The organism is Dactylosporangium sp. NPDC051087 (assembly GCF_055586325.1).
The window spans coordinates 1-18448 of the sequence record NZ_JBVJIJ010000026.1 but is presented as its reverse complement, the minus strand read 5'-3'; the positions used below and the strand labels follow the sequence as shown (position 1 = coordinate 18448).

The window sequence follows — 18448 nt, the reverse complement described above, 5'->3', positions numbered from 1 at the left end:
TGGAGGGTCAGGCCGGCGCATCCGCTTTTGGGTCGTGCCTGAGCATGGTGATGAACAGGTGCGCGGCGGTGACGAGGGTGACGTGGCGGTGCCAGCCGGTCCATGAACGGCCTTCGAAGTGGTCCAGGCCGAGGCCGGTCTTGAGTTCGCGGTAGTCGTGTTCGATCCGCCAGCGGATCTTGCCGTACCGGATCAGGTCGGTCGCCGTGGTGTCGGCGGGTTGGCTGGTCAGCCAGTAGGTGACGGGGTCGGGTTCGCCGTCGGGCCATTCGGCGATCAGCCACCGTTCGGGCAGGCTGCCGTCGGGGTTGCGGGGAACGCGGTGCCCGGCCGGACGCACGCGCAGGAACACGAACTGTGAGCTCAGGGTGCCTTTACTGCCTTCGCGCCAGGAGACGGTGACCGCCGCGCCGCGGCCGGCGGCAGCGACGTGTCCGGCCAGGCTGACCGCGTCGTCGGGGTAGACAGCCGCTGTGGACGTCGGTGGGCGGCCGGTCCCGGACCAGGCCCGCGCGACGGGTTGCGCGCCGGCGGGGTGGGCGAGGGCGTCGCCCTTGACCTGCACGCTGTAGACGATGCCGCGTTCGTCGAGGGCAGCCCGCAACGGGCTGCTGTCGCCGTAGCCGGCGTCCGCGGTCAGCAGCGGCGGCCGGAGCCCTTGCGCGGCAAGCGCGTCGAGCATCTCCACAACCAGGGTCCACTTCGGACGGTGGCCTTCGTTGTCCGGGATCGCGCACCGGCGCCGGCGCAGCCGCGCCGCCTCGGTCACCGCCTCGACATCCACCCCGGCGGCGGCATCCGCCTGGTCCAGACCGGCCGGGACCGACACCGCCACCCGCGGCGCGTTCTTCAACGTCTTGCGCTGCCTGGCCTTCGCCGCCCGGACCGCGGCCGGTCCCGCCTTCGCCTCGTCCCACGACTCCGGCAGGAACAACCGCCAATCCAGCGGGCACGACGCGGTGTCGGTGACCGCGTGGACACTCACCCCGATCTGACAGTTGCCGACCTTGCCCAGGGTGCCGGAGTACTGCCGGGCCACACCCGGTGAGCCAGTGCCGTCCTTCGGGAACCCGGTGTCGTCGACCACCCAAGCCTCCGGCTGCACGACGTCGACCGCCCGACGGGCCAGCCGAGCCCGGACCGCCGTCGTGTCCCAGGTCGAGGTCGTCACGAACTGCTGCAACCCCTGATGATCCACGCCGAGCCGCTCCGCCATCGGCTGCATCGACTTACGCCGCCCGTCCAACAACAGCCCACGCAGATACATCACACCCTTGGCCCGCTGATCCGACCGCAGGAGGGGCGCGAAGACATCCCCCGCGAACCCCTCCAGGCGTTGCCGCACAACCGAAAGCTCATCAGGAGTCACCGAAGCATGAAACTACCGACCCCACCCCGACGTCACCACAACACGCCGACCTAACGAAGTACTACTAGGCCGCCCGGCCCTTGCCGACCCGGCGGAGGTAGTGGTCGACGGCGGCCTTGTCGTAGCCGCGCCAGGCGGCGGACGGGAAGCTGACCGCGTTCGCCGCGGCCGCCGCCTCGGCCTGGCGCACCGGGTCGCCGGAGTCCAGCGCCTCTGTCGTGGACGCCACGAAGGCGTCGACGCGGGCCCGGTCATACCCGCCGAACTTGACCGGAAATTCACTCATGTTCCTAGTCTCCACCCCGTGGGGGCGCGGCGCCACGGTACGGTGCCCCGATGACGCGGCGGTTCGAGGAGCTCGACTGGCAGCAGACCCCGATCGGCGAGGTCAGCCTGCGCCGGCGGCTCGACCCGTCGCTCGGCGTCGAGGTGCACGAGGTGAAGCTCGGCGACGAGTACCTCATGTCGAGCCTGTTCACGGTCGCCGAGATCGAGCTCGCCCGGCTCGGCCTGGCCGCCCTGCCCGACGCCCCCCTCGACGTCGTCGTGGGCGGGCTCGGGCTCGGGTACACCGCCGGCGCCGTCCTGCGGGACCGGCGGGTCCGGTCCCTGATCGTCGTCGACTACCTGGACGCCGTCATCGGCTGGCACCGCAAGGGCCTGCTGCCGCTGTCGGCGGAGCTGACCGGCGATCCCCGCTGCCGGCTCACCCACGGCGACTTCTTCGCGCTGACCGCCGCCGCGGAGGGCTACGACGGCGGCCGGCGCTTCGACGCGATCCTGGTCGACATCGACCACTCCCCGCGGCACCTGCTGCACCCCGGCAACGGCGGCTTCTACACCGCTGCCGGGCTGCGCCGCCTCGCCGGGCACCTGCGCCCCGGCGGGGTGTTCGGCCTGTGGTCCAACGACCCGCCGGACGACGGGTTCACCGCCACCCTCGCCGAGGTGTTCGCCGAGGTACGGGCCGACGTCGTCGCCTTCGACAACCCGCTGCAGCGCCGGGAGTCGACGAACACCGTCTACGTCGCCCGGTCGTCGTCACCGTAGGGTGCAGGCGGTGCCGTTCAGCGTGAACGCCGCCGGGTTGCTGTTGCCGCCGGTGTACCCGGCGAGGAAGCCGAAGTTGACCGACGCGCCGGCCGGCACGGTGCCGTTCCAGGCGGCGTTGGACGCGGCGACCGCGGACCCGGTCTGGGTGAGGGTGGTGCCCCACGACTGGTCGACCCGCTGGTTCCCGGCGAACGTCCAGCGCAGCGTCCACCCGTTGACGGCGGCGGTGCCGGTGTTGGTGACCGTGACGTCACCGGTGAACCCGCCGCCCCAGTCGTTCGTCGTGTAGCGCACCGCGCACCCAGTACCGCCGCCGCTGGAGGACGCCGACGGCGATCCCGACGCCGACCTGGACGCCGACGGGGACCCGGACGGCGACCTCGACGCCGACGGCGACGCGGACGGCGACCTCGACACCGACGGCGACACGGACGCGGACGGGGACGGCGACTGCGACACCGGCGGGCCCTCCGTCTGGATCGTCACGTCGTCGAGGTACAGGTCGCCGGTCGTGTCCGTCGTCTCCAGGTACACCGACAGCGCCGTCGCCCCGGGCAGGAACAGGTAGTCGCCGGACAGGCGCGTCCACGTGGTGCTGATCGCGGTGTTGGCGCTGACGTTCTCGTAGCGGGTCGCGGTGCCGTTCTGCCGTTGCATGCTCAGCCGGGCCGTCCCGGTGCCGGACGCGGTCCGCGCCCACGCGGAGACCGTGTACAGCTTCCCGGGGCTGAGGATGTCCAGGACCGGGCGGGTCGGGCCCTGCCACGTCGCGGTCCGGCCCGACGACAGGACGCTGCCGGTGCCGCCGTGCGCGGCCGCGGTGCTGTGCGCCGTCGTCTCGCCGCCGCGGGAGCCCCAGCCGGTCAGCCCCGTCTCGAACGGGTAGGACGCGACCGTCACCAGGCTCGGCGTCGCCGGCGGCTCCGGCACGGTCGGGGTGCCGCCGAGCGCCTCGACGACCGCCGAGTACGCCGGCCTGGCCCGCCACTGCTCGTCGAACAGCAGCGCCGCGCCGTAGCCGGGGAAGAACGCCGGGATCCACGAGTCCGCCTCGCCGACGCCCCACGTCGTCACGCCCGTGCACCCGGTGACGGCGGCGCACGCGCCGACGACCGCCCGGTAGTCGGCGGCCTGCTGGGCGAGCTCGGCGGCGTCGGCGGGCAGCGGGATGCGCACGTCGAGCTCGGTGATCTCGACGGTCAGCCCGAGCGCGGTGAACCGTTCGATGTTCTGCCGCAGCGTCGACGGGACCTGCCCGACGATCAGGTGCGCCTGCAGGCCGACCCCGTCGATCGGGACGCCGCGGGCCTTGAGCCGCTGCACCAGGTTGTACAGGCCGGTGCTCTTGGCGTTGACGCCCTCGACGTTGTAGTCGTTGAGGAACAGCTTCGCGGCGGGGTCGGCGGCCCGCGCGGCGGTGAACGCGTCGGCGATGTAGTCCTCGCCGAGCCGCGTGTACCAGACGGAGGAGCGCATCGTGCCGTCCTCGTTGAACGGCTCGTTCACCACGTCCCACTGGCCGGCTCTGCCCTTGAAGTGCCCGGCGACCGCGGTCACGTGGTCGACGAGCACCTGCCGTTGTTCCGCGGCGGTGCGCTCGGCGCTGACCCAGGCGGGCAGCTGGCTGTGCCACACGAGGGTGTGCCCGCGCAGCCGTTTGCCGGTGGCGCCCGCGTAGTCGGCGATCGCGTCGGCGGCGGCGAAGTCGAACTGCCCCTGCGCCGGCTCGGTGGCGTCCCACTTGCCCTCGTTGCCCATCGTCACCGAGGTGAACTGGGTGTCGGCGACCTGCCGCCACTGCCCGGACGCGAGGGTCTTCACCCCGGCGGCGGTCCCGATGTGGAACCCGCGGGCGGTGGCGACCTGCGCCAGTGTCTGCCCGGCCGCGGCGAACGCGGGCAGCACGCCCACCGCACCGGCCAGCAGCGCCGCCGCGGCGATGCCCGCTTGCAGTCTCTTCATGGCTGTCGCTCCCAGGGTCCGTCGGTCCGGCGGCGCTCACGACAGCACGCGCGCGTGTCCCGGGACAACCGCGCTCCCCCACCCCCGCAGGTCACGGCCGCCGCGACCGGTGAAAGATGCACGGGTGAGCTGCTACCTGCTGGAGTTCTCGGTCGGCCCGGGCGGCGCCCGCCAGGGTGACGTGCACGCCGCCCGCGACCTCGCCGCGCTGCGCGCCGCCTACGACCACCGGTACGACGACGACCAGCTCGCCTACATGACCCTGTGGTACGGCGCGGTGCTGCACCTGTGGGTCGTGCAGAACGGCGTCCTCGCGGGCGGGTTCGACCTGCATCCGTTCCTGCGGACCGGTGACGCCCGCTACGACGCGACGGTCGCCGCGCTGCTCGACTCCCAGCGCGACGGCGAGCCGTGGGACCTGTTCGACCGGATCGTCGAACCCGGCGACATCGAGTGCCTGGACGCCGTGCGGATCGTCGCGCACGCCCTCGACCTGCAGGCCCTCGCCGAGCCGGCCGCCTGGGAGGCGTTCGACGACGCGCTCTACGACGGCGACGTCCCGCCCGTCCCCGGCCCGCCGTGCCGTCTCACCCTGGACTGGGCGGCGATCGAAGCGCTGCTGCCGCCGCTGCGCGAGCCGGTCCTGCGCCCCGGCGAGCCGACCACCTTCACCTGGACCGACGGCACGGCCCCGCCCGCCGACAGCTACCTGCACCACGCGGACGTGCTGTACCTGGGTTTCAACGACGTCGAGAGCGGCTACGACGAGCTGGAGCCGGCCTGAGCCTCGACGTCGGCGAGGGCCGGCGGGTCGGCGCCGCGGCGCGAGCAGGTGATGCCCGCGGCCCGGGACGCGAACGTCAGCATGGCGGTCAGCGTCGCGGGGTCCACGGACCCGAGCCGGTCGCGGTTCGCGGCGCCGAGCAGGCCCTCGGCGCCGCACGCGTGCAGCAGCCCCGCCGTGAACGTGTCCCCGGCGCCGACCGTGTCCACGACCGCGACGCGGGGTGCCGTGACCGTGACCGCGGCGTCGCCGGTCGCCGCCCAGGCGCCGGCGGCGCCGAGGGTGACCACGACGAGCCGGGCGCCGAGGGCCAGCCAGGCGCGGCCGGTGTCCACATAGGACCGTGACGGGTGCAGCCAGGCGAGGTCCTCCTGGCTGACCTTGACGATGTCGCTGAGCGCGACGAGGTCCTCGACCCGCCGGGCCGCCGCCGCCGGGTCGCCCATCAGCGACGGGCGGCAGTTGGGGTCGTAGCTGACCGTCGCGGCCGCGCGGGCCTGCCGGACGAGGGCGGCGACGTCGGCGGCGCCCGGGTCCAGGAACGTGGCGATCGACCCGGTGTGCAGGCAGTCCCCGAGATCGTCCACAGTGGACCGGAAGCGGCGCCAGGCGATGTCGAACGAGTACTCCGCCTGGCCGTCGGCGGCGAGCGTGGTCCGCGCGACGCTCGTCGGGGTCGCCGCGTGCAGGGTGCCGGGCGCCAGCCGTACCCCGTTGGCGGCCAGATGATCGAGGATCGACCGGCCGTGCGGGTCGGCGCCGACCTGGGTCAGCAGCCCGGTGTCGTCGCCGAGCCGGGCCAGGGCGACGGCGACGTTGGCCGGGCTGCCGCCGGGACGGGCCGAGGTCGTGCCCGGTGGACCCTCGATCAGGTCCACCAGGGCTTCACCGACGACCGTGATCACTGGCCGGGGGTCTCGGCGAGGGTGGTGGCGCCGGTCATGACGGCGACCGCCTCCGACATCGTGTGCGACCGCGGCGTGATGATGCCCGCGCAGCGGCCGAGCCGCTGGATGTGGACGCGGTCGGCGACCTCGAACACGTGCGGCATGTTGTGGCTGATCAGGATGACCGGCAGGCCCCGGGAGCGGACCTCGCCGATCATCTTGAGCACCTGGTTGGACTCGCGGACGCCGAGCGCGGCGGTCGGCTCGTCCAGCACGATCACCTTGCTGCCGAACGCGGCGGCGCGGGCGACCGCGACCGCCTGGCGCTGCCCGCCGGACAGGGTCTCGACCGGCTGGGCCATGTTCTGCAGGGTGCCGATGCCGAGGTCGGCGAGGGCCTGCCCGGCGTCGCGGCGCATGCCCTTCTTGTCCAGCATCCGCAGGAGCGTGCCGAGCGGCCCGGGCCGCAGCCGCTCCCGGCCCAGGTACAGGTTGCTGGCGATGTCCAGCGCCGGGGCGACCGCGAGGGTCTGGTAGACGGTCTCGATGCCGGCCTCGCGGGCGTCCTGCGGGCGCCGGAACTGCACCGGCTTCCCGTCGAGCTCCAGCGACCCGGCGTCGGGGACGAGCGCGCCGGTGAGGCACTTGATGAGCGTGGACTTGCCGGCGCCGTTGTCGCCGATGACGGCGAGGACCTCGCCGGGGAACAGGTCGATGTCGACGCCGTCGAGGCCGACGACCCGGCCGAACGTCTTCACCAGGCCCCGGGCGGACAGCACGGGTGTGCTCATGCGCGGACCCTCCGGATCCACTGGTCGACGGCCACCGCCACGAGGACGAGCAGGCCGACGGCGAGGACGCGGTACTGGTCGTCGACCCCGGCCAGGGACAGGCCGCTGCGGAAGAAGCCGACGATGAGCGCACCGAGCAGCGTGCCGAGGACGGCGCCGCGGCCGCCGAAGAGGCTGGTGCCGCCGATGACGACGGCGGTGATGCTCTCCAGGTTGGCGTCGGTGATCGCATTGGGGCTGGCGGCGCCGGCCCGGCCGATGAGGATCCAGGCGGTGAGGCCGTAGATGGCGCCGGCGGTGACGTACACGCTGAGCAGCACCCTGTCCACGCGGATGCCGGCGAGCCGGGCGGCCTCCTTGTCGTCCCCGACGGCGTAGACGTGCCGGCCCCAGGCGGTGTTGGCGAGGGCGAAGCCGACCACGACGTACAGGACGGCGACGAGCACGACCCCGGCGGTGATCCGGAAGCGGCCGACCGCGAACGTCTCCCCCGTCCAGTTGAGCAGCGCCGGCAGGTCGACCGACTGGACGCTCTGGCCTTTCGAGTACAGCAGGCCGACGGCGGTGAACACGCTGAGCGTGCCGAGGGTGACGATGAACGGCGGCAGCCCGATGCGGGTGACGAGGGCGCCGTTGAGCGTGCCGGCGGCGACCCCGACCGCGATGCCGACGAGCACGGCCAGCACGCCGGGGATGCCGTTGCCCTCGGCGAGCTTCGCCGACAGCATCATGGCGAGGATCGTGACCGCGCCGACGGACAGGTCGATGCCGGCGGTCAGGATGATCAGCGTCTGCCCGACGGCGAGCGCCCCGATGACGGCGACCTGCTGCAGCACCAGCGACAGCGAGTTCGGCTGGGCGAAGCGCGGGTTGATGATCGAGAACACCGCGAAGGAGACGACGAGCACCAGGAACGGGCTGATCGCCGGATACGAGTGCAGCACGTGCTGGACGCGCTGCACCGGCGAGCGTCTGCGGAGCGCGAACTGCTCGGCCGCGGTGGCCGCTGTCACGACTTGCCCCAGCACCGCTTGGCGCCCTCGGTGCTGTCGATGCTCTCCGTGCCGGCGGCAGGTTTGTCGGTCACCAGCGCGACGCCGGTGTCGAAGAAGTCGAGCCCGCCGGTGACCTTCGGCTTCTCGCCGCCGGTCGCGATCTGCTTGATGGCCTTCACGCCGAGCTCGGCCATCTTCGTCGGGTACTGCTGCGACGTGGCGTTGATGAGCCCGTCCTTGACCTGCTTGACGCCGTCGCACCCGCCGTCGATGGAGACGACGAGGACGTCCTTGACGCCGGCGGCCTGCAGCGCCTTCTGCGCGCCGACGGCGGCCGGCTCGTTGATCGTGTAGACCACGTTGATCGCCGGGTTCTTCGTGAGGCAGCGTTCCATGGCGGTGCGCCCGCCGTCCTCGGCGCCGTTGGTCGGCTCGTTGCACACGATGCTGTAGGTGCCGCCGCCCGTGTAGCTGCCGGTCTTCGCCTCGTCGCCGTTGCGCTTCTTGTCCTTGGCGTCGATCCCCATGCCGGTGAGGAAACCCTGGTCGCGGTTGTAGTCCACCGAGACGATCTTGTCGTTGAACAGGTCGAGCATGGCGATCGTGGCGGGCTTGCCGGCCAGCGTCGTCGCGGTCCACTTGCCGATGAGCTCGCCGGCCTTGAAGTTGTCGGTGGCGAACGTGATGTCGACGGTGTTCGCCGGGTCCGGCGGCGTGTCGAGGGCGATGACGTAGAGCCCCGCGTCGCGGGCCTTCTTGATCGCCGGATTGACGCCGGGCCCGTTGGGCGTGATGAGGATGCCCTTGTCGCCGCGGGCGATGGCGTCCTCGATCGCCTGCACCTGACCGGCCTCGTCGCCGTCGGCCTTCCCCGCGGCGATCGTCAGCTTCACGCCCTCGGCCGCGGCGGCCTGCTTCGCGCCGTCCTGCATGGTGACGAAGAACGGGTTCGTCGAGTTCTTGGTGATCAGCGAGACCGACACCTGGTCGCTGCCGGCGTCGTCGCCGCACGCCGCGGTGAGCCCACCGGCGACCACCGCGACGGCGAGCAGCCCCGCGGCCCGCACACGGTTGCGTTGCATCATGTCCGCTCCTCCTTTGACAACGATGTCAAGGAGTGTCGACCCGGCCCGTCATGATTGTCAATATGGCATCCTTGATGCTCTTGAACCGAATGCCTAGCAGTTTGACATCGTTGTCAAACCGACCTGCGTCAGGGAGGATGGGCGGGCTGGCGATAATAGGGAAGCCGATCTTCGCGAGGGAGTGCCGTGGACAGTGCTGCCAGCGCCGCCCGTGCCCGCCCGACCCTGCGCGACGTGGCGCAGCTGGCGGGGGTCAGCCCGAAGACCGTCTCCCGGGTCGTCAACGGCGAGCCCGGCGTCAGCCCCTCCAAGGCCGGCGCCGTCGAACGCGCCATCCGGCAACTGGAGTACCGGCCCAACATCACCGCCAGCAGCCTGCGCCGCGCGGGCGGCCGCACCGCCGCCGTCGCCGCCGTCCTCGAGGACGTCTCCAACCCGTTCTCCTCGGCGCTCTACCGCGCCCTGGAGGATGTCGCGCACGCCCGCGACGTGATGGTCTTCGCCGGCAGCGTCGAGGAGGACCCCGCCCGCGAACGTGCCCTCGTCCGCGCCTTCGCGATGCGCCAGGCCGACGCGATGCTGATCGTCCCGGCCAGCGACAACCAGGCGTACCTGACCCGCGAGGTCACCCCCGGCACCCCGCTCGTCTTCGTCGACCGCCCACCCGTCGGCCTGCACGCCGACGCCGTCCTGGTCGACAACGAGTCAGGCGCCGCCGACGCGGTCCGCCACCTCCTCGCCCACGGCCACCGCGACATCGCCTTCCTCGGCGACCTGCGCACGATCGCCACCGCCAGGCGCCGCTTCCAGGGTTACAAGGACGCCCTCAGCGACCACGGCATCCGCCCCTCGCACGTCGCCCACGACCTGCACACCACCGCCGCCGCCGAGGCCGCCTTCGGCAGCCTCCTGGACGCCCCCTCCCCACCGACCGCCTGCTTCAGCGCGCAGAACCTCATCACCATCGGCGCGATCCGTGCCCTGCGCTCCCGCGGCCTCCAACACCGGGTCGCCGTCGTGGGCTTCGACGACTTCCCCCTGGCCGACCTCCTGGAACCCGCCGTGACGGTCGTGTCCCAGGACCCGTACCGCATGGGCCGAGCAGCCGCCGACATCCTCTTCCGCCGCCTCGACGGCGAAGACTGGGAACCCACCACCCACCTCGTCGGAACCCACCTCATCCCCCGCGGCTCCGGCGAGATCCCCGCCCCGCCCGTCCGCTGAGCGCGGCGGCTCACCCGCAATGGCAATTGCACACGCATCCTCGCCAGGTGATGCCGCGGATCCCGGTTGGGCGGATGGTGGCTTGTGAGACGTTCGCGCGACTAGCTCCCACACAGGCTCGTTGTTAGGCTGACGCGGTTTCGGTTACGCTTGCAAGTTGGCACCGCCACGCTCATGACATGGATCGTTTGTGCCGGCAAAAGTTCAGCGCAACGGTGAATCCCGTGTCACACAGTCTAGTTCGCCCTGTTCTGCGTAATATCGCCGTGAACCCTTAGGCTCAGCTACTCGGGAGTAACCATGACCAGCACGAAGACCGCACCCGACACCATGGCGGCATCAGTTCAGCGGATCAACCGCGAGCCTTTGAGCAAGCTGATCGCCAACCAGGACGTCGCGGACATCATGCGCAGGGTCGTGCGACCGGCGAATCCGGCGGATCGCCGCCGATCCTCGACTGTCGATGTCGCGGCCTTCGGCTCTGCGATCTGACCATCATGTCGGTCGCCGAGCCGGCGTTGTTGTCCAGCTATTCCCTGAGTCAATACATACTCAAGGTGCACAGTCGATGTGACCTGGCGTGTGACCATTGCTATGTCTATGAGCACGCGGATCACAGCTGGCGTCGGCAGCCACGCAGGATGGATCCGGGCACGGTCAAGACCGCGGCTTGGCGCATCGCCGAGCATGCCGAGGCGCACCAGCTGCCGAGCGTCACGGTCGTGCTGCACGGCGGTGAGCCATTGCTGCTCGGTGCCGCGGGTCTGCGTTCGGTCCTCGGCGAACTGCACACGACCATCTCGCCCGTCACGGCTCCCGACTTCAGACTGCAGACCAACGGGGTCCTGCTGACGCAGGAGATCTGCGACGTCCTGCTCGACTTCGACGTCCGGGTCGGCGTCTCCCTGGACGGCGACAAGCTCGCCAACGACCGGCACCGGCGGTTCGCGTCCGGCGCGAGCAGTCATGCGCAGGTGATTCGCGCATTGAGCCTGTTGCGGCAGCCTCGGAACCGGCGCATCTATGGCGGCATCCTGTGCACGGTCGACATCGCCAACGACCCGATCCGGGTTTACCGGGCACTTGTGGAGCAGGAGCCGCCCCGGATGGACTTCCTGCTTCCCCACGCCACCTGGGACGTGCCGCCGCCGAGACCCGGCGATGATCCGACTCCGTACGCGCGCTGGCTGGCCTCCGTCTACAGGCAGTGGATCGCCGACGGGCGCACGGTCGCTGTCCGCCTGTTCGAGGCCCTGCTCTCGTCCGCGGCCGGAGGCCCCAGCGGCAGTGAATGGGTGGGACTGGACCGCGCGGATCTCGCCGTCATCGAAACCGACGGCTCCTGGGAACAGTCCGACTCGCTGAAGACGACGTTCGACGGCGCGCCGGGCACGGGACTCAGCGTCTTCACGCACTCCGTGGATGCCGTCGCGGCACTGCCGATGATCGACATTCGCCAGCGCGGGATCGCCGGCCTGTCTGCCACCTGCCGCGCATGCCCGGTCGTCCAGCGCTGCGGCGGTGGCCTGTTCGCGCATCGCTACAGCAGCACCCAGGGCTTCGACAACCCGACTGTGTACTGCGCAGACCTCAAGGAGTTCATCCGGATCATGGATGATCTGACCCCGCCGCGCCAGGCGTCGACCGCCTCCTCCGCGCCGCAGACCCCGGCCGCACCGCCGGACCTGCTGGACCGGATCGGATCGGGCGACAGCGACGCACAGAGCGTCGGCTATCTCGTCGACACGCAGTTGGGGATCACCCGAGCACTGCTCGCCGCGGTCGCCGACCGGCACAGCGGGATGCGGCATGTGCGCCACGCCTGGGATCTCCTGGTCGAGCTCGAGGCCACGCACACCGACGCGGTCGCCGCCGTGCTGCGCCACCCGTATGTCCGCGCCTGGGCGGTGCGGTGCCTGACGGACGGCGAGGACGACGTCGAGTACATCGCGGCCATCGCCGGCGCCGCCGCGATTCACGCCGGAACGCCGGCACGGCTCGCGGTGCCGATGCGTGCCACGGGCGTGCATCTGCCGACGATCGGTGTCGCCGAGCTCGCCCCGTCGACGGCATCGACGACCGACCTGATCGTCACCGGCGACGGGCGGTCCATCCGCATCGGCGACGTGCTGACGGTCGGCGACCTCCGCGCGTCGGCCCCCGGCTGGCGGCCGTCGCAGCTGCTGACGATCGGCGGAAGGCAGCTGCTCCTCGAGGACGCGGATCCCTACCGTGACTGCCACGACTGGCCACCCGAGTCTCGGCTGCCCTCCTCGAGCGTGAGCGCCTGGGCAGAGATGCTCGAAGGAGCGTGGCGGCTGATCGAGGCCGACGCTCCGGACCACCTGCCAGGACTTCGCGCAGGCTGGACCACCGTCACACCGCTGCGCTCCGACAGCACCGGGTTGCTGCACAGCTCAACCGCCAGGCATGCGTTCGGCGCGGTCGGCACCACCGCGGCCCCCGCCGAGTCATTGTCGGTCATGATCGTGCACGAGTTCCAGCATGCCAAACTCAGCGCGGTGCTCGACCTGCACGAGCTCGTCGATGAGAGCTACCGGCAACTGCTGCGGGTGGCCTGGCGCAAGGACCCACGTCCCGCCGAGGGCGTACTGCACGGCATCTACGCACATCTCGCGGTCGCCGGCATGTGGCGGGCACGGGCCTCGCGGGACGACAGCCATCAGCAGGAGGCTGCGTCCAACTATCGGCAGTATCGTGACTGGACATTTTCTGCCATCGATGCGATCACCCACACCGACGCACTCACGCCGGCCGGTAGCCGCATGGTGGGTCGAATGGCCGACACGCTCGCCGGATGGCGGGAATGACAGGTCGGCGGCACGGCTGATGCCGCGGCGACCGATTGACGCAAACTTCGATTCGACGGACCGACATCGAAAGGTCCAACCGATGTAGCGCAGTGGCATCGACGCATCTACCCTTACCGTACGTGGCCCGGCCGGGACGGTGGGAGATCGACGTATGGATGGTGGGTTCATTGCCGGCCCAGCCGAATGCCGCATCGGCACCGGCGCTGAGCGGGTGTTATGAACTTTCCCGCACCGATACAGGAACCGCCCCCGAACGATCTGTACTACTTCGTCAGCTGCGCTCACGCGCCCGGTGCCCCCGGCGAGATCCGGCCGGGGGTCGACTATGCGGTCGACCAGTTCTATCGGGATCTCGACGTCGAAGTGCGTGCCAGGGCGAGGCACCCCGACGCCTCGAAACTCGGCTATCTCGAGCCGCCGCTGTCCCTGGAACCGGCCGCCATGGCCACGACCATGGCGGCGCTCAGCACCGCCGAGGTGTTCGTCGTCCTGCATTCGGCGACCTACCCCAGCAAGCCGCTCAACACCCTGAACCTGTTCCATCAGCGGCTGGCGGACACGCCGTCGAGCGTCACCCACCAACGAGTCCAGCACGTCCTGTGGGCGGCACCCTCCGGTGACCGGGTCGCCGGCCGGGTCACCGACGGATCCGTCGGCTCGGACGTACACCTGTACACCGAACTCGGGCTCCGCGCTCTCGGCGTCGTCAACGAACACGCGCACCTGTACCGGGCGATCGTCGCCGATCTCGCCCAACGCATCGTCGACATCGCCGAGCACCGGCCCGTCGCGGTGCCGGCGCAGCGTCAGGGCGGGCTGACCGCCGAACCGTCCGCCTCGGGCGCCCCGTTCCTGATCGCGGTGCTCGCCCCAGCCGTGCACCGGCTGCCCCGCCAGCGACCGCCGGACCGGTACGGCGCCACCAGCCAGCTCTGGCGCCCTTTCAACGAGAGCAGAGCTCAGCCGATCGCCGAACATGCGGCAGAGGTCGCCTTCCGGCTCGGCCTCCGGACCGAGATGATCGACTTCGAGCCGGGCCACCAGCAGTTCGACAGCGCACCGGGAGTGGTGCTGATAGACCCGTGGGCCTTGATGCTGAACTCCATGAATTCGCACAAACCACTGAATGACCTGCCCAATGCGATCGTCCATCTACCCAAGTGGGTGGCACCCGTTCTGGTTTTCGACGACCGCGATCCACAGCGGGGCGAGTGCGAGGATCTGGCGTTCCGCATCGAAACCCTCGTCCGGAGCCTGCAGTCCGACCCGCTGCAACTGAAACGATCGACGCACTTCAACGAGTTCGACGAGATGATGGCGCGGCTGGTCAGCCAGATGCAGCGACAGTTCCTCCGACGCGACCCGCCGCAGGACGGGGCCCGCCGCCGACCTCGGCTCAGCGACTGACAACCGTCTCCAGGATCGGAGAAGAAGGCACATGAGCGAGAACCACAACGGTCAGGTCGTCACGTTCTACTCCTACAAGGGCGGCACCGGTCGCACCATGGCCCTCGCGAACGTCGCCTGGATCCTGGCCGCCAGCGGTAAACGGGTGCTGATCGTCGACTGGGATCTCGAGTCACCTGGCCTGCACCGCTTCTTCTCCCCGTTTCTCAACGCGGAAACGTTGAACGACACGAAGGGGGTCATCGACCTCATTCGTGAGTTCGAATGGGCGTCCACCCGCAACGCGCCGCGGGAGGCCAACTGGCATGAGTCGTTCGCCAAGGTCCAGCGTCATGCCATCTCGCTCAACTGGACGTTTCCGGGCGAGGGGACATTGGACTTCCTGCACGCGGGGCAGCAGAACAACGACTACGCCGCGACGCTGTCCGGGCTCAACTGGGACGACTTCTACGAGCGGCAGGACGGCGGGCGCTTCCTCGATGCCGTTCGAGCCGATATGAAGCAACGGTACGACTACACCCTGATCGACAGCCGGACCGGCCTCAGCGACATCGCCGACATCTGCACGATCCAGATGCCGGACGTACTGGTGGACTGCTTCACACTGAGCGACCAAGGAATCGATGGGGCTTCCCGGGTCGCCCGCTATGTCGAACGCCATCGCAAGAGCAGGCCGGTCCGCATCCTTCCGGTGCCGATGCGCGTCGATCCCGCGGAGAAGGAGAAGGCCGACGCGGGGCTGACGGTGGCCATGCAGCGATTCGAAGGCCTGCCGCACGGGATGACCGCCGAGGACCGGGAGCGCTACTGGGCGGGAATCGTCATCCCCTACCAGGCCTACTACGGATACGAGGAGACGCTCGCGACGTTCGGCGATCTGCCGGGACGGCGTGGTTCACTGCTTTCCGCGTACGAGGGCCTCACCTCGCGGATCACCGATGGCACCGTCACCGCCCTCGTTCCCACGGACGAGCCGATGCGGGTCGCCATCCGCGACCGGTTCATCCGGCGAGCGACCGGAGCGGAGAAGGAGGTCGTCGTCAGCTACGCTCCTGCGGATCAGATCTGGGCAGAGTGGATCAGCTCCGTCCTGGCCGCCTTGGGTATCCACGTGCTGGAAGCAGGGACGGACGACGCGGCGACCGCCCATCGTGACGCGCGTCCGTTGCAGGTCATCTCGGCGGCGAACTTCCGGGAACTGTCCTTCATGACGGTGCCTGAACACACCGGCCGCCAGCCGCTCGCCGTTTACGTCGCCGACGTTCAGCCCTTGCCGAATGTCGCTCCTGGGAACACGACATCGCTGATCGGCGTCAGCGACGAACGCGTCGCCGTCGAACGCCTGCTGCGACTGGTCGGGCGACCAGGCTCGGTAGGTACGACGCCTGCCTCGCTGATCCGCCCGCGCTTTCCCGGGACGGACCCGGCCGTGATCCGGCTACCGGCACGGAATCCCCGGTTCACGGGCCGGGAGAGCGACCTCCGGCAGCTGCGGTCGACGCTGCGCGAAGGGACCGCGCCGGTGGTGCTGTCCGGTGCCCAGCCGGTGGCACTGCAGGGCATGGGCGGAATCGGCAAGACCCAGTTGGCGCTCGAGTACGCCTACCGGTTCGGCAGCGCCTACGACGTCGTCTGGTGGATCAACGCGGACCAGCTCACGTTCATCGAAGCGCAGCTGAGCGACCTGGGCAGCAGGCTGAACCTTCAGCCGCAGTCCAGCGGGCCCGAGAACATGCGCGCGGTCCTGCGGGCGTTGAGCCGGGGTGAACCCCACCTGCGGTGGCTGCTCATCTTCGACAACGCCGACGACCGGCGCGTTCATGAGTTCCTGCCGCAGGGCCTCGGTCATACGATCATCACGTCGAGGAACCTCGAATGGGGTGACGACGCCAAGGCGCTGCAGGTCGACGTGTTCCACCGCCGGGAAAGCATCGCTCACCTCCGCGATCGGGTCCGAGCGCTCAAGCCGCACGAGGCGGACCGGGTTGCCGAGGCACTCGGCGATCTGCCCATCGCGATCGCGGCCGCCGGCGCGTGGCTCGAGGAGACCGGCACATCGGTCGAGGACTATCTTCGCGACATCGAGCGTCGTGGTGCTCGAGCGCTGTCGTCGACGGAGTCCAGCTCGGTCGAAGCCATTTGGGACCTGTCCCTCGGCCGTCTCCGCGAGCAGTCACCGGCCGCCTACCGGCTGCTGCAGCTGTGCTCGCTCCTCGGCCCGGAGATCGCGCTGGAGCTGGTGTACAGCGACCAGCTCGCGGCGAAACTCATCCCCTTCAACCCCGACGTGGCCGAAGGGCTGATGCGAGGCACCCTCGTGCAGCAGCTGCACCGCCTGGCGCTGGTGCGCATCGATCAGCGTGGTGAGGGCGAGGAGGGCAACACCGGCGGCCAGCTGCAGATCCACCGCCTGCTGCAGCACGTCGTCCGCTCGCGAATGTCGCCCGACGAGGTGATGCAGGCACGGCATGAGATACACCAGGTGCTCGCCGCGTTCCGGCCACCGGGCGAGGTCGACGATCCACAGACCTGGAACCGTTTCCGCATGCTCTGGCCACACATCGAGCTGGATGTCACCGACGCCGCCACCTGCCCCGACGAGGCGGTACGCCGGCTGATGCTGGACCGGGTCCGGTTCCTGTGGCTGCGTGCCGATCTCGACAGCGCCGAGCGGCTCGCGCAGCGGACGGAGCAGACCTGGCAGGAACTGCTCGACGCGTCCTCCGAGGACGGCGCCCAGCAGGCACTGCGGCGCCAGCTCCTGCACATGCGGTTCCACCGGGCGAACGTCCTGCGCGACCGCGGCCGGTTCGCCGACTCGCTGCGAATCGACGAGGAGGTGCTGGCGCAGCAGCGGAGTCTTCTGCCGCCGCACCACCCGCACACGCTGATGACCAGTGGTAGCCTCGCCGGCGACCTTCGCGGGCTCGGCCGCTACAAGGACGCGCTGGATCACGACGAAGCGACGTACCAGGCGTGGAAGCAGCACTTCGGAGACGACCATCCGCGAACGTTGACGGCGCTGAGCAACGTGGCGATCTCGTTCCGGCTGATGGGCGACTTCCGCAGCGCCCGGTCCCGGGACGAGTTCACCTACCAACGGCGCAGGGACGTGCTCGGCGACGGCCACCCCAACACGCTGGTGTCCGGTTCACACCTTGGCCGGGACCTGCGTGACGCGGGCGAGTACGAGCGCTCCGTGGCTCTGCTGCGGGCCGTGCACGACACCGCGGTCCGGGTGCAGGGGCACAACTCGCGCAACGCGCTGCACGTCCAGGCGAACCTCGCGGTGTCGCTGCGCAGCGCCGGGCGTCCGACCGAGTCCGCGTTGCTGCTCGAGGACGCCTACGACAGACTCAACGACACACTCGGACCCACCAGCCCGGACACCCTCGCCTGCCGGCTGAGCAGAGCGCTGAACCTGCTGGCGGCACGCGACCTGCAGACCGCCAACCGGGAACTGGCGGCCGTGGCCAACGCCTATGAGCAGAACCTCGGCCCGACACACCCGCACACGCTCGTCTGCCAGAACAATCTCGCAATGGTGGTGCGTGCCATGGCAGACACGCAGCGGGCGCTTCGCATGACCCGCACGACGGCGGAAAGCTTCAGCCAGACCCTCACCCCGCGCCATCCGTTCACCATCGCCGCCCGGATGAACCTCGGCATCACCACCGCGGAGGCCGGAGACCCGCACAAAGCGCTCGAACTGATGCGCGAGGTCATGGAGCTGACGGTGCAGGTGCTGGGCGAGGATCACCCGGACACACTGCGATGCGGGGCGAACCTGGCGCTGCTGCGGGCGAAGCTGAACCAGACCGACGCCGGCGCTGACGTCGATGCCGCGGTCAACCGGCTGGCGCAACGCGTCGGAGACGGACATCCCGCGATCGACGCGCTCCGCGAAGGACGCTTCGTCCGGCGGATCATCGATCCGCACCCGTTCTAGGTGACTGGTGTTAAACGATGGTCTGGCCCGGAGGGCCAGACCATCGTTTTATGTCTATTTCAGGTAATATGCGTGGGTGGCGTTGGGTAGGGCTTCGCAGCAGTTGGA

14 protein-coding genes are annotated in these 18448 nt (G+C 70.2%); 7 read left to right on the top strand and 7 right to left on the bottom strand.

Going from position 1 to position 18448, the window contains the following annotated elements; all coding sequences use genetic code 11:
- Nucleotides 1-7 precede the first annotated feature (7 nt).
- Both ACZ6TV_RS40155 and ACZ6TV_RS40150 read right to left on the bottom strand, forming a co-directional pair.
- Nucleotides 8-1369: an IS701 family transposase gene (locus tag ACZ6TV_RS40155; RefSeq protein WP_465304080.1), complete on the bottom strand. Its 1362-nt coding sequence runs from the start codon at nucleotides 1367-1369 to the stop codon at nucleotides 8-10.
- Between the two features lie 64 nt (nucleotides 1370-1433).
- A complete protein-coding gene (locus tag ACZ6TV_RS40150) occupies nucleotides 1434-1655 on the bottom strand; it encodes a DivIVA domain-containing protein (RefSeq protein ID WP_465304078.1) in 222 nt (73 codons plus the stop codon).
- 50 nt (nucleotides 1656-1705) lie between these two features.
- Here ACZ6TV_RS40150 and ACZ6TV_RS40145 point away from each other — a divergent pair, with 50 nt between their 5' ends.
- A complete protein-coding gene (locus ACZ6TV_RS40145; protein WP_465304076.1) occupies nucleotides 1706-2419 on the top strand; it encodes a polyamine aminopropyltransferase in 714 nt (237 codons plus the stop codon).
- Here the strand turns inward: ACZ6TV_RS40145 and ACZ6TV_RS40140 are convergent.
- Entirely contained in the window at nucleotides 2411-4384 is a 1974-nt protein-coding gene (locus ACZ6TV_RS40140) for an endo-1,4-beta-xylanase (protein ID WP_465304074.1), read from the bottom strand. The two genes, ACZ6TV_RS40145 and ACZ6TV_RS40140, sit on opposite strands and share 9 nt — an antisense overlap.
- Before the next feature lie 124 nt (nucleotides 4385-4508).
- On the opposite strand from ACZ6TV_RS40140, the gene ACZ6TV_RS40135 reads away from it, so the two are divergent.
- The gene (locus ACZ6TV_RS40135) at nucleotides 4509-5168 is read left to right on the top strand and encodes a hypothetical protein (RefSeq protein WP_465304072.1); all 660 of its coding nucleotides are present in this window, start codon (nucleotides 4509-4511) and stop codon (nucleotides 5166-5168) included.
- On the opposite strand, the gene ACZ6TV_RS40130 is transcribed toward ACZ6TV_RS40135, so the two are convergent.
- The 4 genes from ACZ6TV_RS40130 to ACZ6TV_RS40115 are packed head-to-tail and all read right to left on the bottom strand — an operon-like array spanning nucleotide 5144 to nucleotide 8926.
- The gene (locus ACZ6TV_RS40130) at nucleotides 5144-6073 is read right to left on the bottom strand and encodes a carbohydrate kinase family protein (RefSeq protein ID WP_465304070.1); all 930 of its coding nucleotides are present in this window, start codon (nucleotides 6071-6073) and stop codon (nucleotides 5144-5146) included. The two genes, ACZ6TV_RS40135 and ACZ6TV_RS40130, sit on opposite strands and share 25 nt — an antisense overlap.
- Nucleotides 6070-6846 carry an ATP-binding cassette domain-containing protein gene (locus tag ACZ6TV_RS40125; RefSeq protein ID WP_465304068.1) on the bottom strand — a complete coding sequence of 259 codons (777 nt, stop codon included), beginning with the start codon at nucleotides 6844-6846 and terminating at the stop codon, nucleotides 6070-6072. Before ACZ6TV_RS40125 ends, ACZ6TV_RS40130 begins: the two co-directional genes overlap by 4 nt.
- Nucleotides 6843-7859: an ABC transporter permease gene (locus ACZ6TV_RS40120; RefSeq protein ID WP_465304065.1), complete on the bottom strand. Its 1017-nt coding sequence runs from the start codon at nucleotides 7857-7859 to the stop codon at nucleotides 6843-6845. Before ACZ6TV_RS40120 ends, ACZ6TV_RS40125 begins: the two co-directional genes overlap by 4 nt.
- On the bottom strand, nucleotides 7856-8926 hold the full coding sequence (locus tag ACZ6TV_RS40115; protein WP_465304063.1) for a substrate-binding domain-containing protein: 1071 nt from the start codon (nucleotides 8924-8926) through the stop codon (nucleotides 7856-7858). The genes ACZ6TV_RS40120 and ACZ6TV_RS40115 overlap by 4 nt, the downstream gene beginning before the upstream one ends.
- Before the next feature lie 186 nt (nucleotides 8927-9112).
- Between ACZ6TV_RS40115 and ACZ6TV_RS40110 the strand changes: the two genes are divergently transcribed.
- From ACZ6TV_RS40110 to fxsT, 5 genes are all read left to right on the top strand, one after another.
- Nucleotides 9113-10150 (top strand): LacI family DNA-binding transcriptional regulator, encoded by a 1038-nt coding sequence (locus ACZ6TV_RS40110; RefSeq protein WP_465304061.1) that lies wholly within the window; start codon nucleotides 9113-9115, stop codon nucleotides 10148-10150.
- Between the two features lie 300 nt (nucleotides 10151-10450).
- Nucleotides 10451-10642: a hypothetical protein gene (locus ACZ6TV_RS40105; protein WP_465304058.1), complete on the top strand. Its 192-nt coding sequence runs from the start codon at nucleotides 10451-10453 to the stop codon at nucleotides 10640-10642.
- 5 nt (nucleotides 10643-10647) lie between these two features.
- Nucleotides 10648-12981: an FxsB family cyclophane-forming radical SAM/SPASM peptide maturase gene (locus ACZ6TV_RS40100; protein ID WP_465304056.1), complete on the top strand. Its 2334-nt coding sequence runs from the start codon at nucleotides 10648-10650 to the stop codon at nucleotides 12979-12981.
- A 219-nt stretch (nucleotides 12982-13200) separates the two neighbouring features.
- Nucleotides 13201-14391, top strand: a complete 1191-nt coding sequence (fsxC, locus tag ACZ6TV_RS40095) for an FxsC protein (RefSeq protein ID WP_465304054.1) — start codon at nucleotides 13201-13203, stop codon at nucleotides 14389-14391.
- Nucleotides 14392-14422: 31 nt separating this feature from the next.
- Nucleotides 14423-18340, top strand: coding sequence for an FxSxx-COOH system tetratricopeptide repeat protein (gene fxsT / locus ACZ6TV_RS40090; protein ID WP_465304052.1), 3918 nt, complete (start codon nucleotides 14423-14425; stop codon nucleotides 18338-18340).
- Nucleotides 18341-18448: the final 108 nt, after the last annotated feature.